This window comes from Streptomyces sp. GL_140 (assembly GCF_057834465.1).
Window position 1 is genome coordinate 589,101 of the sequence record NZ_CM174404.1, and the last position, 13,204, is coordinate 602,304.

At 72.5% G+C, this 13,204-nt stretch carries 13 protein-coding genes; 4 read left to right on the plus strand and 9 right to left on the minus strand.

The annotated features are described in order from the left end of the window. Positions 1-134 precede the first annotated feature (134 nt). Positions 135-1,910 carry a S8 family serine peptidase gene (locus AC3IYJ_RS02900; RefSeq protein WP_489402670.1) on the minus strand — a complete coding sequence of 592 codons (1,776 nt, stop codon included), beginning with the start codon at positions 1,908-1,910 and terminating at the stop codon, positions 135-137. Positions 1,911-2,444: 534 nt separating this feature from the next. On the opposite strand from AC3IYJ_RS02900, the gene pip reads away from it, so the two are divergent. Continuing rightward, a complete protein-coding gene (pip, locus tag AC3IYJ_RS02905) occupies positions 2,445-3,407 on the plus strand; it encodes a prolyl aminopeptidase (protein WP_489399757.1) in 963 nt (320 codons plus the stop codon). 53 nt (positions 3,408-3,460) lie between these two features. On the opposite strand, the gene AC3IYJ_RS02910 is transcribed toward pip, so the two are convergent. Next, entirely contained in the window at positions 3,461-4,204 is a 744-nt protein-coding gene (locus AC3IYJ_RS02910; RefSeq protein ID WP_489399758.1) for a DUF1838 family protein, read from the minus strand. A 222-nt stretch (positions 4,205-4,426) separates the two neighbouring features. On the opposite strand from AC3IYJ_RS02910, the gene AC3IYJ_RS02915 reads away from it, so the two are divergent. From AC3IYJ_RS02915 to AC3IYJ_RS02925, 3 genes are all read left to right on the plus strand, one after another. Further along, complete coding sequence (locus AC3IYJ_RS02915) at positions 4,427-5,425, plus strand: DUF1996 domain-containing protein (protein WP_489399759.1); 999 nt, start codon at positions 4,427-4,429, stop codon at positions 5,423-5,425. 109 nt (positions 5,426-5,534) lie between these two features. Next, positions 5,535-6,116: a sigma-70 family RNA polymerase sigma factor gene (locus AC3IYJ_RS02920; protein ID WP_489399760.1), complete on the plus strand. Its 582-nt coding sequence runs from the start codon at positions 5,535-5,537 to the stop codon at positions 6,114-6,116. Then, positions 6,113-6,844 carry a zf-HC2 domain-containing protein gene (locus tag AC3IYJ_RS02925; RefSeq protein WP_489399761.1) on the plus strand — a complete coding sequence of 244 codons (732 nt, stop codon included), beginning with the start codon at positions 6,113-6,115 and terminating at the stop codon, positions 6,842-6,844. The genes AC3IYJ_RS02920 and AC3IYJ_RS02925 overlap by 4 nt, the downstream gene beginning before the upstream one ends. Positions 6,845-6,923: 79 nt before the next feature. Here AC3IYJ_RS02925 and AC3IYJ_RS02930 read toward each other — a convergent pair whose 3' ends face one another. The 7 genes from AC3IYJ_RS02930 to AC3IYJ_RS02960 are packed head-to-tail and all read right to left on the minus strand — an operon-like array spanning position 6,924 to position 13,012. Then, positions 6,924-7,325, minus strand: a complete 402-nt coding sequence (locus tag AC3IYJ_RS02930) for a hypothetical protein (protein WP_489399762.1) — start codon at positions 7,323-7,325, stop codon at positions 6,924-6,926. Positions 7,326-7,384: 59 nt separating this feature from the next. Next, complete coding sequence (locus tag AC3IYJ_RS02935) at positions 7,385-8,620, minus strand: cytochrome P450 family protein (RefSeq protein WP_489399763.1); 1,236 nt, start codon at positions 8,618-8,620, stop codon at positions 7,385-7,387. Further along, positions 8,617-9,855, minus strand: a complete 1,239-nt coding sequence (locus AC3IYJ_RS02940) for a cytochrome P450 (RefSeq protein WP_489399764.1) — start codon at positions 9,853-9,855, stop codon at positions 8,617-8,619. The genes AC3IYJ_RS02935 and AC3IYJ_RS02940 overlap by 4 nt, the downstream gene beginning before the upstream one ends. After that, positions 9,852-10,553 (minus strand): GTP-binding protein, encoded by a 702-nt coding sequence (locus tag AC3IYJ_RS02945; protein ID WP_489399765.1) that lies wholly within the window; start codon positions 10,551-10,553, stop codon positions 9,852-9,854. The genes AC3IYJ_RS02940 and AC3IYJ_RS02945 overlap by 4 nt, the downstream gene beginning before the upstream one ends. Next, positions 10,534-10,905 carry a DUF742 domain-containing protein gene (locus AC3IYJ_RS02950; RefSeq protein WP_384664132.1) on the minus strand — a complete coding sequence of 124 codons (372 nt, stop codon included), beginning with the start codon at positions 10,903-10,905 and terminating at the stop codon, positions 10,534-10,536. Before AC3IYJ_RS02950 ends, AC3IYJ_RS02945 begins: the two co-directional genes overlap by 20 nt. Beyond that, complete coding sequence (locus AC3IYJ_RS02955; RefSeq protein WP_384664133.1) at positions 10,902-11,303, minus strand: roadblock/LC7 domain-containing protein; 402 nt, start codon at positions 11,301-11,303, stop codon at positions 10,902-10,904. Before AC3IYJ_RS02955 ends, AC3IYJ_RS02950 begins: the two co-directional genes overlap by 4 nt. Further along, complete coding sequence (locus tag AC3IYJ_RS02960; protein WP_489399766.1) at positions 11,300-13,012, minus strand: sensor histidine kinase; 1,713 nt, start codon at positions 13,010-13,012, stop codon at positions 11,300-11,302. Before AC3IYJ_RS02960 ends, AC3IYJ_RS02955 begins: the two co-directional genes overlap by 4 nt. Between the last annotated feature and the right edge of the window lie 192 nt (positions 13,013-13,204).

A 13,204-nucleotide genomic window follows, 5' to 3' on the forward strand; every position in this document is an offset into this window, starting at 1 on the left:
ACGCAGAAATCAGTCGGGCGACCGGAAAACCCGCCGGACCTGCCGGTACGAGGTGTACCGGCAGGTCCGACGGGCTTTTCCTGGTCCGTACTATCGCCCCGTCAGTAGGACTTGGGGCGGGGTGGGGATCCGGCTCAGAAGCCGAGGTTCCAGGAGTCGATCTTGCCGGTGTCGCCGCCGGCGTTGTCGTTGACCCGGAGCTTCCAGGTGCCGTTGGCAACCTCGGAGGAGGCGTTGACGGTGTAGACCTGGTTGATGTTGTCGGTGCTGCCGCCGGCGCGGTTGTGCAGGGTGTACACGCTGCCGTCGGGGGCGACGAGGTCGACCTTCAGGTCACCGATGTAGGTGTGCACGATGTTCACGCCCACCTTGAGGGTGGCCGGGGCGTTGCCGGTCACTCCGCTGACGGTGATCGGGCTCTCCACGGTCGCGTTGTCGGCGATCGCGAAGTCCGTGGTGTTCTCGAAGGTCGGGGTGACCGGGCCGGAGGTCACGGCGTTGATCGTCGCGGCGGCGTCGGCGAGACCGGTGCCGCAGCCGCCGGTGCAGGTGCCGGCCAGCGGGCGGGCATTCGCCTTGATGGCCGCCTCGACCTGCGCCGGGGTCAGCGAGGGGTTGGCGGAGAGGACGAGCGCGGCGAGGCCCGCGATGTGCGGGGCGGCCATGCTGGTGCCCTGGTACGGCTTGTAGATCTCGGCGCCCGGGGTGGTGGCACCGTCGTTCAGGGTGGAGAGGATGCCGTTCTCGGGGGTGGTGACGGTGCCGGGCGTGTCGGTGGCGCGGCGGGTCTCACCGCCCGGGGCGGCGACGTCGATGATCGCGCCGTAGTTGGAGTAGAAGGAGCGGTCCCCGGTGCGGTTGGTGGAGGCAACGTTGATCACGTTGTTGCAGCTGGCGGGCGAGAAGCCGGCCGCGTCGGCGTTGCTGTTGCCCGCGGCCACCACGACGGTCGTACCGCGGGCGACGGCCGCGTTGATCGCGTTCTGGTAGGTGGCGGTGCAGGCGCCCGAGCCACCGAGGGACATGTTGATGACCTTGGCGGGAGTCGCGTTGGCCGGGACGCCCGCGACGGAGCCGCCGGAGGCCCAGGTGATCGCGTCGACGATGTCGGAGGTGGCGCCGCCGCACTTGCCCAGCACGCGCACGGGCTGGATCTTCGCGCCGTACGCGATGCCCGCGACGCCCTTGCCGTTGTTGGTGGCGGCGGCGATGGTGCCGGCCACGTGCGTACCGTGCCAGGAGGAGCCGCTGGCCTTGGAGCCGGCGCCGCATTCCTCGGCGGCGCTCCAGTCGCCCTGGTCGGCCGGGTTGTTGTCACGGCCGTTGCCGTCGCGGGCGGCGGTGGAGCTGGAGATGAAGTCGTAGCCGGCGACGATGTTCGGGGCCACGTCGGAGTGGGCGACGTAACCGGTGTCGATCACGGCGACGGTGACGCCGGAGCCGGTGGTTTTGTCCCAGGCCGCGGGAACGTTCATGCCGGCGGTGGGCTCGAAGAGGTCCCACTGCTTGGCGTACTCGGTGTCGTCGGGGTTGACGGCGAGGGCGTACGCGCGGGAGTCCGGCTCGACGTAGGCCACGTCGGGGTCGGCGCGGAACTGGGCCATGACGGCGGCCGCGTCGGAGGGGGCGGTGGCACCACCCAGGTTGACCAGGGCGGCTCCCGTGCCGAGGCGGCGCTCGAACTTCGCCTTCTTGGAAGCCTTCTTGCCCTTGGCGGTCGCGTCTGCGGCGGCCGCATCGTTGGAACTTGCCTCGGAGGCCGAGGACTTGTATCCGACGATCAGGTTCTCGACGGGGGCGGCCCCGACGGGAGCGACGGCGGATACGGGCGTCTGCGCGGCAGGGGAGGGATCCGCGGCGGACAGCGCCATCGAGGTCGTGGCGGTTCCGGCGAGCAGGGTGACGGACATCGCCACCACGGATATGAGCCTGCTTCTTGATGCGTGCACGTGTTCCCTTTCGAGCGCCGTCGCGGGACGGACCGCGGCGGCCGGTTGGTGCAGTGTGGGAGGTGAACCTGCGGCCGCGGGACCGGGACGGGCTGGTCAAGCCCGCCCGGCCGCCGCTGCACACCACGCCGCCTGCGCCGCGTCGTCGGGGCGGGGCAGCGATGGCACCGGGAAAGATCCGACCTAGGGCTTCGTGCCATGTGGGGTGGGCACGGGGGCAGTTCGGACGGGGAGGATCGCCGGTGGGCAGACAGTAGGCAACGCCGAAGTGAACGCGATAGGGGGAAAACCCTTGTCGGCCCCCTCCCGGACCCCCGCCCGCCCCCTCGCGGCTCCCCCGGAGGCTCACCCTCCACCCCATCGCGCCTCCCCCTCCACCCCCTCCCGACCCTCCGTCCAGCCCCACGGCTTCCCGCCCTCCGGTCCTCACACCGGCCGCGAACCCCGTCGTAGGGTGGCGGAACGGTTGGCACCGAGAGGCAAGGAGGTCCGGAAGTGGGCGAGTTGTACCCACCGATCGAGCCGTACGACCGGGGCATGCTCGACGTCGGCGACGGGAACCGCGTGTACTGGGAGGTGTGCGGCAATCCGGACGGGAAGCCGGCGGTCGTCGTGCACGGCGGGCCGGGTTCGGGATGCGGTCCGCAGGCGCGCCGGTTCTTCGATCCGCGGCGGTACCGGGTCGTCCTGTTCGACCAGCGCGGCTGCGGCCGCAGCACCCCGCACGCGAGCGATCCGGCGACGGACTTGCGGCACAACACCACCTGGCACCTGGTCGCCGACATGGAGCGGCTGCGCGAGCACCTGGGCATCGACCGCTGGCTGCTGTACGGCGGCTCGTGGGGGTCCACGCTGATCCTGGCCTACGCCGAGCGGTTCACGGAGCGGGTGTCCGAGATCGTCATCCCGGCCGTCACGACCACCCGGCGCTCGGAGACCGACTGGCTCTACAGGGGGGTCGGCCGGTACTTCCCCGAGCAGTGGGAACGCTTCCTCGACGGGGCCGGGGGCATCCCGCGCGACGAGGACCCCGTCGCCGCCTACGCCCGTCTCGTGGAACACCCCGACGAGGCGGTGCGGGGGAAGGCCACGGCCGACTGGTGCGCATGGGAGGACGCGGTGCTGTCCGGCGAGACCAAGGGCGCCACCCTCCCCTACACCGGCCGCCCGCCCGCCGCCCGGCTCGCCTTCGTGCGCATCTGCGCCCACTACTTCTCCCACGGCGCCTGGCTGGAGGAGGGTGTACTGCTGCGCGGGGCCCATCGGCTGGCCGGGATCCCCGGGGTGCTGATCCACGGCCGGCTCGACATGGGCAGCCCGCTCGTCACGGCGTGGGAACTCCACCGGGCCTGGCCCGGATCGGAGCTCGTCGTGGTCGACGACGCCGGGCACCTGGGCGACGCGACCACGCGCGACCACGCGCTCCGGGCCCTCGACGGGTTCGCGGCCGAGGGCTGAACTCGGAGCCCGGGGGCCGGATCAGGTGACCGTCGGTTCCGGTGGTCTCGGAATCAGGCGGTCGCCGGAGGGTTGAGCCTGCGGAAGTACGTCCAGCTCGTCTCGTTCGGCTCGGTCCACTTCTCAGGGGCGTGGGCGAACTCCGGGTGGCGGGCCGCGATGTACGCGCGGGTGCGCTCCGGGACCTCCTCGTAGGAACCGAGCTTGCGGCCCCGGCAGTGGAAGGTGAGGCCGCCGGGGCGCTGCCCCTGTTCCATCCACGGCAGCCAGGGGGACATCCGGGTCCAGGACATGGTGGCCGGGACGCTGGGCGCGTCCGTGGTCAGGACGGAGGCCGGGGCGAAGAACTGGAACAGCTCCAGGGCCCGGTAGGTGTCCTCGGCCGAGTTCTCCGGGTACTGGGCGACCGGCAGCGGGGAGGGGTAGGCGAGCGGGATCTCCATGCTGAAGCAGACCTGGTCGCCGAGCTCGGTCATGGGGACCGGGAAGGGGCGCCACCTCTGGTTCGCGGGGTCGTTCCAGACGTGGACCACCGGCTTGTCCTGCCAGGTCTCCAGGATCTCCCGGCTCTGCGGGTCCAGGTAGAACGCGGCCTCGCGGGTGAGCAGTTGGTAGGTTCCGGGGGTCTCGTCCTCGACCAGGCGCGCCACGTTGAGGCCCTCGAAGCCGAAGAGGCGCCGGTAGGGCTCGCCGGGAGCCCAGGCGTGGATGTCGCCGGTCCACCAGAAGGCGACCTCGCCGCCGTCGAGGGAGGCACGGGTGCGGGCGAAGGCCCGGAAGAGATCGTCGGGAGTCATACGGGTACTCTGCGCGGTCCGTGCCCGCCGGACAAGGACCGGACCGGCCGGTCGGACCCGCGGGGTGGCCGGAGCCCGACGGGCGGCAGCCCCGGCTACGGATGGCTGCACAGGACGGCCGCCGCAGGTCAAGGGGGCGGTTCCGGACACCGGAACCGCCCGGTGACCGCCCCTCGGACGCGAGGTTGACGCAGACGGCGGCGGGCGGCAACCGTGACCCGCATGGGGAACGAACACCGACTGCTCACGCTGCTGATCTGCCTGGTACTGGGCGGTGGGCTGCTCGCGGCCGTGCTCGGGGCTTCGCGGGTGGGCGGGCCGCGTACACCCGCGGCGGCCCCCGGGCCCGCACCCGGGGACTTCGTGGACATCCGCGAGGTCCCGCCCGGCCCCGCCGAGCCCCGCGCGGCCGGCCCCGACGCCTCCACGGGCCGGATGTCGGTGGAGTGCGGCCGCAACACCGAGGGGCACTACAACGAGGACAACCTGGTGGTCTCGCCCGGCCTGCGCTCCGGCGCCCACCACACGCACGCCTACGTCGGCAACCTCTCCACGGACGCCTTCTCCACCGACGCCTCGCTGGACGCGGCCGCCACCAGCTGCGTCGGCGGCGACCGTTCCACGTACTACTGGCCGGTGCTGCGCCGCACGGACCGTCCGGGCACGCATCCGCACGAGGGCTCGGCCGGTCACGGCAACGCGGGCGAGATCGTACCGGAGGCCTCGGTGTCGGTGGAGTTCCTCGGCAGCCCGGTGAGCAAGGTGGTGGCGATGCCCCGCTTCCTGAACGCGATGACCGGCGACGCGGTGGCCTTCACGGCGGACTCCGACGCCGACGTACGGGCCCGCTGGGGCTGTTCGGGCTCCCCCGACCGCTCCACCACCCGCTATCCCCGCTGCCCCGCCGGCGAGCGCCTCACCCGCACCCTCGCCTTTCCCAGCTGCTGGAACGGCCTGGACACCACCAGCCCCGGGCACCGCTCGCACCTGCTCTTCCCGGCGGCGGGCGGGGTCTGCCCGCAGGGCACCTTCCCGGTACCGCAGCTGCGCGTCTCCCTCGCCTACGAGGTGCCGCCCGGGGTGCCGGTCGCGCTCGACTCCTTTCCCGAGCAGCGGCACAGCCCGAAGACGGACCACGCGATGTTCGTGAACGTGATGACCGACGCACGGATGGCCGAGCTCGTGGACTGCCTCAACCAGGACCGGGTCTGCCGCACTTGACCGGATCCGACCCCAACACGGCGCACGTGACGCAGGTCACGTGAACCGGACCCGGACGGCCGGCGTGTTCCGACCGCACCACAGACGCGAGGAAGACGGAGAGGGTGAGATGGCCGGACCACTGTGGCCCCGCACTCGGCGGGGCTCTACCGACGAAGCACTGATCAAGTCGGTGTACGAGGAGCACGGCCACGCGCTGCTCGCGTACGCCACCCGGCTCACCGGGGACCGTGCCGCGGCCGAGGACATCGTCCAGGAGACCCTCATCAGGGCCTGGCGCCACTCCGAGGTCCTGGTCAACGGGAAGGGCTCGGTGCGCGGCTGGCTGCTCACGGTGGCCCGCAACATCGTCACGGACCGGTACCGGGCCAAGGCGGCCCGGCCGCCGGAGGTCTCCGGCTCGCCGGCCCATCCACCGGTGGAGGCCGACCACGCGGACGCGGTGGTGGACGCCATGACCGTGCTGGGTGCCCTGGACCGGCTCTCGCCGGAACACCGGGACGTGCTGACGGAGTTGTACTACCGCCAGCTCAGCGTCGCCGAGGCCGCCGACACCCTCGGCATCCCGGCGGGCACGGTGAAATCGCGCTCGCACTACGCGCTGAAGGCGCTGCGCGAAGTCTTCGGCGAAAGCAAGAGAACGGGCAGGCCGTCCCAGCAGCCCGGCGGACTGCAGGAGGTGGTGGCATGAACCGGGAGCGGCACGAGGAGGAACTGCTCGGCCCGTACGTTCTCGGCGTCCTGGACGAAGCGGACGTCCGCCGGGTCGAGGAGCACGTGGAGGGCTGCGTTCAGTGTCGGCAGGAGGTGACCGCGTTGCGCGAGATGGAGGCGGCGCTGGGCGAGGTGCCCCCCGAGGCTTTCCTCGACGGGCCGCCGCAGGGCGGTGACCTGCTGCTCCAGCGCACGCTGCGGCAGATGCGGCAGGAGGCCGCGGGGGCGCGCAGACGTCGTACGGCGTTGACGGGTCTGGCCGTGGCGGCCTCGCTGACGGCCGTGTTCTTCGCCGGCACCCAGCTGGGCGGCGGCGCCGACCGGAGCCAGGCGCTGCCCCCGCCGCCCACGCCGACGGTCTCGGCGCAGCCTTCGACGCCGGTGGCGGGGACCAGGGTGGCTTCCGCCACGGATGCGGGCACGGGCGCGCGGATGACCGTACAGGTGACTCCGGCCGCGAAGTGGGTACGGGTGCACGCGGCGGTGACGGGGATCCCGGCGGGCCAGCGCTGCCGCATCGTCGTGGTCTCCCGGGACGGTACGCGGACCACCGCGGGCGGCTGGGTGGTGGGCACGGCGGAACACGGCGAGGGCAAGGGCGCCGCGCTGGACGGCTCGGCGGCAGTGGACCCGGCGGAGGTCCGCTCGGTGCTGGTGGAGAACGAGTCGGGCACGACCTTCGTATCGGTCCCGATGCCCGCGTAACCACCGCCCGCACCACGGCCGGGAAGGACCCGCGAACGTGACGGAGCCCGGGAGCATGTCCAGCTCCCGGGCCCTTGGACTATCCGTCCGCGTTCGTGGTCCGGAGTGCTCGCATGACGCGTACGAGGAACCCCTGGCGCCCTTTGCCGGACCCGGCATCGGGCAGAGCCGGCCGGTGGGCCCCGGCCGGGTGCGGGCAGTGGTCGGCCGACCGGACGGCATCGGGTGCGACCCCGAGGACGCCCAGAAGGGACTCCAGGGCTTCCTCCGCTTCGTCCAGTTGTCTGCGGTCCAACCACACGGTCACCCCGTAGTCCGGGGCGTCTGTGAACTGGCTCAACATCAGGAACCGCTTCCGGAGGCGGAACGACGCGACGTCCACATCTCCGAGGTCCTCCCAGCTCTGCTCCACTTCCAGCAGCAGGCGGCCCGCGTACGCACTCAGCGGGGGCGGCAGCACGGCGATGGGCCGGTATTGCATCGCGGCGGAATCCGCCCAGGCCCGCCCCCTCGCGGGTGTGCGAGGGGGCGGGGACGGGGTCAGGCCAGGTGGACCGGGAGGTCGAAGAGGTCGTTCTGGGTCAGGATCGGCTTGTTGCGGAGCTCGGACGCGGGGACCGCGAGGGTCAGGGCGGGGAAGCGGGCGTACAGGGCCGGCAGGGCGACGATGGCTTCCAGGCGGGAGAGGGCCGCGCCGGGGCAGACGTGGGGGCCGTGGCCGAAGGAGATGTGGCGGTTCGGGGTGCGGGTGACGTCGAACTCCCCGGCCGTCTCGCCGAACTGGGCCTCGTCTCGGCCGATCGCGCCGAAGGAGACGATCAGGCCCGCGCCCTTGGGCAGGATCCGGTCTCCGACCTCCACGTCCTCGGCGGCGAAGCGGATCAGCACGTGCGAGGTCGGGGTCGACCAGCGCAGCGTCTCCTCGATGACGTTCTCCCACGGGACCTCGCCCTTGAGGACGAGCGCACGCTGCCCGGGGTGGGTCTCCAGGGCGACGACCGCGTTGACGATCAGGCTGATGGTGGTCTCGTGGCCGGCCGCGACCATCAGCTGGAGGGTGTTGGTGATCTCCTCGGTGGTGAGGTGGTCACCGTCCTCGGAGGCCTCGATGAGGGCGCTGGTGAGGTCGTCGCCCGGGTTCTCACGCTTGGACTCGACGATGCGCGAGAACAGCGCGCCGAGGTCCGCCATCATCTGCGGGACCTCCTCGGGCCGGGTCTGCGTCGAGAAGAACTTCTCGAACAGCCCCTTCAGGCGCGGATGTTCCTCGGAGTCCACGCCCATCAGGTCGCTGATGACGTTCATCGGCAGCGGGTAGGCGAACTGCGCCTTGAGGTCCACCGTCCCACCCGGCGGGAGCGCGGCGAGCTTGTCCAGCATGCCGGTGGTGAGCGCCTCGATGCCGGCGCGCAGCTTCTCCACCCGGCGTACGGTCAGTGCCTGCGCGACCAGGGTGCGCAGCCGGCGGTGCTCCTCGCCGTCCACGGTCAGCATCGAGCGGCCGGGGTTCGCGAGGCCGATCAGCGGCCAGTCCATGGGGATCTCGCCGCGCTGCCAGGCGCCCCACACGTTGATGTCCTTGACGATCCGGGGGTCGGTGAGGAGCGCCCGGGCCTCCGCGTGGTGGGTGACCGCGTAGACGGGGACGTCGCCGGGGAGGACCACCTGGACCAGCGGTCCGGCGGCGCGCAGGGCGGCGCTCTCGGCGTCGAGGTCGGCTACGAGGGGGTCCAGGGTGATGGGCGCGGGGCCGGTGTGATCGATCGGGCACGTCATCGGGTGGCTCCAAGGGCGGGGGTCGGTGTGTAGGTCACGGGAAGTTCGGTGAGGCCGCGCAGCCACGGCGAGGGCCGACGGGTCAGTTCCCCGGCAGGGACGGCGAGGTCGACGTCGGGCAGCCGGTCGAGGAGCACCTCGATGCCGGTGCGCGCGATGACCTCGGCGACCTCCTGGGCGGGGAAGGGGCAGCGGTGTTCGCCGTGCCCGAAGGAGAAGAAGGCGTTGTTGCCGCCGGTGAGGGCGCCCGCGTCGGTGCGTACGTGCGGGTCGCCGTTGGCGGCGGCGATGCCGAGCAGGACGAGGTCGCCGCTGCCGATGGCCTGTCCGCCGAGGTTGGTGTCGCGCGAGGTCCAGCGGCCGGCCACGTTCTGGGTGGGGGTGTCCTCCCACAGCACTTCGTTCATGGCCTCGCCGACGCTGTGCCGGCCGCCCGCGAGGGAGGCGGCGAAGCGGTCGTCGGTGAGCATGAGGCGCAGCGAGTTGCCGATCCAGTCGGCCGTGGGCTGGTGGCCCGCGGCCATCATGACCATGAGGTCCTGTGCGACTTCCTCGACGGTGAAGCCCGCGCGGTTGGCGAGCATCCGGGAGACCACGTCGTGGCCGGGCTCGGCCAGTTTGGCGCCGAGCAGCGCGATCATGGACTCGGCGAGGTGGCGCTGGCCTTCCAGGGCGCCCTCACGGCCGTTGATCATGTCGTTCATGGCGGCGACGAGGCCGGGGCCCTGGTCGTCGGAGAATCCGTAGATGCGGGCGAGGACGCGCAGGGGCAGCAGCATCGCGTACTGGCCGACGATGTCGCAGGCGCCCTTGCCGCAGAGCTCGTCGATGAGTTCGTCGGCGAACCGTTCGGCGTGGCCCTTGAGTTCGAAGGGGTCCACGGATTCGAGGGCTTCGGAGATGACGGCGGCCCGCTCGCGGTGGCGTTCGCCGACGGTGTAGAGGATCGACGGCTGCTTGCGGCCGATCATGGGGAGCAGCGGCCAGTCGGCCGGGATGCGGTCCCACTGGTTCCACAGGTCGGAGTCCCGGGAGAAGAGCACCGGGTCGCTGGTGACCTGGTGCAGTTCGCGGTAGCCGAGGACCAGCCAGGCCGGTACGTCTCCGTCGAGGACGACCGGGGCGACGGCGCCGTGGTCGCGGCGCATCTCCCGGTACAGCTCCACGGGGTCGGTCTGGAACCGGGGCCCGCCGAGGTAGACGGGCTGGTGCTCGGGGGCGGCGGGGCAGGTCACGGGGTGGGCTCCGGGGTCGTGGACGGGGCGCTCGGCGAGGTGCTCGGCATACGGCCGGCGGCGGCCGCCGTCCGGAGGTGCTGGACGAGGGAGATCAGTACGTGCTTGCTGGACTCGCGGGAGCGGGCGTCGCAGAACACGAGGGGTACCGCGGCCGGCAGGTCGAGGGCGGCGCGGATCTGCTCGGGGGTGTGCTCGGGTCCGCCGAAGTCGTTGCAGGCCACGACGAAGGGGGTGCCGTGGTGCTCCAGCCGGTCGATGGCGTACCAGGAGTCGGCGAGCCGGCGGGTGTCGACGAGGACCACGGCGCCGAGGGTGCCGGCGAAGAGCCGGTCCCACAGGAACCAGAACCGCTCCTGGCCGGGGGCGCCGAACAGGTAGAGCACGTTGCGGGCGTCGAGGGTGATGCGGCCGAAGTCGAAGGCCACGGTGGTGGCGTTCTTCCCGGCGACCCCGGCGATCCCGTCGACGTCGTCCACGGCCTCGCCGGCCTTGGTCATGGTCTCCTCGGTGTTCAGCGGGCGGATCTCGCTGACCGAGCGGACCATGGTGGTCTTGCCCACGCCGAAACCACCGACGATGACGATCTTCAGACCGTTGTCGGCGGTGCTGCTCAGGGCGGTGCGGGGCTGTCGCGGCCCGGCCTCCGGCGTGGGGACGGCGCCGGGGATGGTCGCGTCAGAGATTGCGGAGTCCAACGAGCACCTGCTCCAGGATGTCGGGGTCGGGAAGGCTGTACGCCGCGTGGGCCGAGTACCCCGACCGCGGATGGCGGGCACTGATCCGGCCGGTGCCGAGGAGGTCGCCGAGCAGGATCCGTACGATCGACACGGGCAGTCCGAGCTCGGCCGCGATCTCCACGACCGCCGTCGGGAACCGGCACATCCGCAGGATGGCGGCGTGTTCGGACTGCATGCCGGGCACCGGGTCGCACTCGGCGACGATCAGGGTGACCAGGTCGAAGACGTCCGACCCGGAGCGGCTGCGGCCACCGGTGAGGGTGTAGAGCCGGTCCGGGGAGTCGTCCCGGCCCGGCCTCGGCCTGCTCATCCCCGGGGCCTGGCGATGAGGTGTTCGCCGAGCTGCTCAACCAGTTCGGACATGTTGTGGCCGACGAGGCCCGCGTCGGCCTCCTCGGTGGCGACGAGCGCGAGGTGGGCCCCTTCGCCGGCCTCGACGATGAACAGGATCCCGCCGTAGAACTCGGTCATGGCGGAGCGGACGCCGCCGGTTCCGTCGCCGAATTCGATGGACGCCCCGTGCGACAGGCTCTGGATGCCGGCGGCGATCGCGGCGAGCTGGTCGGCCTGGTCGACGGAGAGCTCGGGCGTACGGCACAGCTTGAGGCCGTCGCGGGAGAGCACGAGGGCGTGGCGGGCGCCCGGGGTGCGTTCCAGAAGGCCTTCAAGGAGCCAGTTGAGCGTCTCGTCGGTGGTGGAGCCGGTCATGATCGCGTTTCGCCTTCCGGGGCTGTGGTGTGCGCGGACTGCTGTTCTTCGCCGGACGCGCCGGACGCGCCGGGGCTGCCGGTGCCGCCCGGGGATCCGGCCGCGCGGACGGCCTGGCGGAAGCTGCCGAAGCGTGCGGCGGACCGGGAGGCCCCGGTGGGCGCGGTCGTCGTACGGGCCTGGGGGCCGGCGGAGTCGGGTCCCGCGGGGTGGGCGGCGGCCAGGGTCCGGCCGCGGCGGCGCTGGGGCAGGCCGCTGTCGCCGAATTCGGGGTGCTCGCCGGTGGACTCGGACTCGGAGTCCGCCTCGGGCGCGGTCCCGTACCCGTGGCGGGGGTCGGTGCCCGGGGCGGGCGTACGGTCCTGCGCGCGGGCTCCCGCGGCGTGCCCGGAGGCGGTGGAGTGGACGGCCTCGGGCTCGGGCTCGGCGTCCGGGCGGCTCGGCGCGGCTTCGGCGGCGGGTCCCGCCGGGGGCTCCGCGGCGGCCACGGCTTCGGCCGCCGGGGCGGACGCCTGGGCCGGGATCAGGGGCGCGGGCGCCACCGGGGCTTCGGCGGGGCCGTGGCTGATCAGCTCCTGCGGGAGCATCATCAGCGCGCCCGTACCACCGCGTGCGGAGGGCCGGAAGGAGACCGTCAGTCCGTGCTTGCGGGAGAGCCGGCCGACGACGGCGAGGCCGAGCCGGGTACCGGAGAGCCCGGCCAGGTCCAGCGATTCGGCGGTCACGGCCTGTTCGGCGCGGCGCAGCTGGACCTCGCTCATCACCAGGCCGCTGTCCTCGACGGTGATGACGACCCCGGCCGGCACCTCCTCCACGTAGACGTGGACCTCGGCGGTCGGCGGGGAGAAGTTCGCGGCGTTGTCGAGGAGTTCCGCCAGTGCGTGCATGACGCCCTCGGCGGCGTGCCCGGCGACGGCCGCGTCGCTCGTGGAGTGCAGCCGGACCCGCTGGTAGCCGCCGATGCGGCCCATCGCCCCGCGCAGGATGGACTCCATGACGATCGGCTTCGCCCAGCGGCGGCCAGAACGGGCGCCGGTCAGAACGGCGATGGAGTCGGCGAGGCGGCCGGCCTGGGCGGTGCGGTGGTCGAGGTGGAGGAGGTCGGTGAGGACGTCCTCGTCGGCGTGCCGGTGCTCCATCTCGCGGAGGTCGGCGAGCATCCCGGTGGCCAGGGCCTGCATCCGGCCCGCGGCGTTGGCGGCGGCCGCCATCGCGGCGGCCCGGCCCGACTCCGCGCGGCGCAGTTCGCCGCCGAGCCGCTCGCGGGTGGCGTTCTGGGCGGCGGCGAGGTCGTCGAGTTCGGTGGCGTGCGCGCCGGTCAGCCGGTCCAGGACGGCCGCGTGGTCGCCGGTCAGCCGCTCCACGACGGCGGCGTGGTCGGCGCCGAGGCGGGCGCGTTCGGCGGTGCGCGCGGCCGCGTCGCGGGCGGCGTCGGCGGTCAGCCGGGCGATGTACCCGTCACGGGCGGCGAGTTCGGCGTCGAGGCCGGACAGCCGCCTGCGCTGGATCCGAGCGGTGCGCGAGGACCAGGTCACGGCGAAGGCCGCGACCGCGAGCAGCAGCACGCCCGCGCCCAGGAACCAGGAGAGGGGGGTACGGATGGACGACGGGGCCGCAGCCACCGCCGCCGTGGTGAGCGCGCCACCGGCGGCTGCGGTGATCAGCAGGGCCAGCGCGGAGGGGCGAAGGGGGGAGGGCGGCGCCGTCATCAATCAAAGCCTCATACCGGGCGGAAATGGAGGGGAAGGTTCCTGGCAACGAGGCCTCACTATAGGAGAGTTGTCGATCCGTTTGGACAGCTCCTGACAGATTCTCCGCTCATTTATGACCAATAGAGAATCTTCTATGGCGTTTTGATCCTGCAGAGAGTCTCACGCTCCGAGATGGCCCGCCCCGCCGGA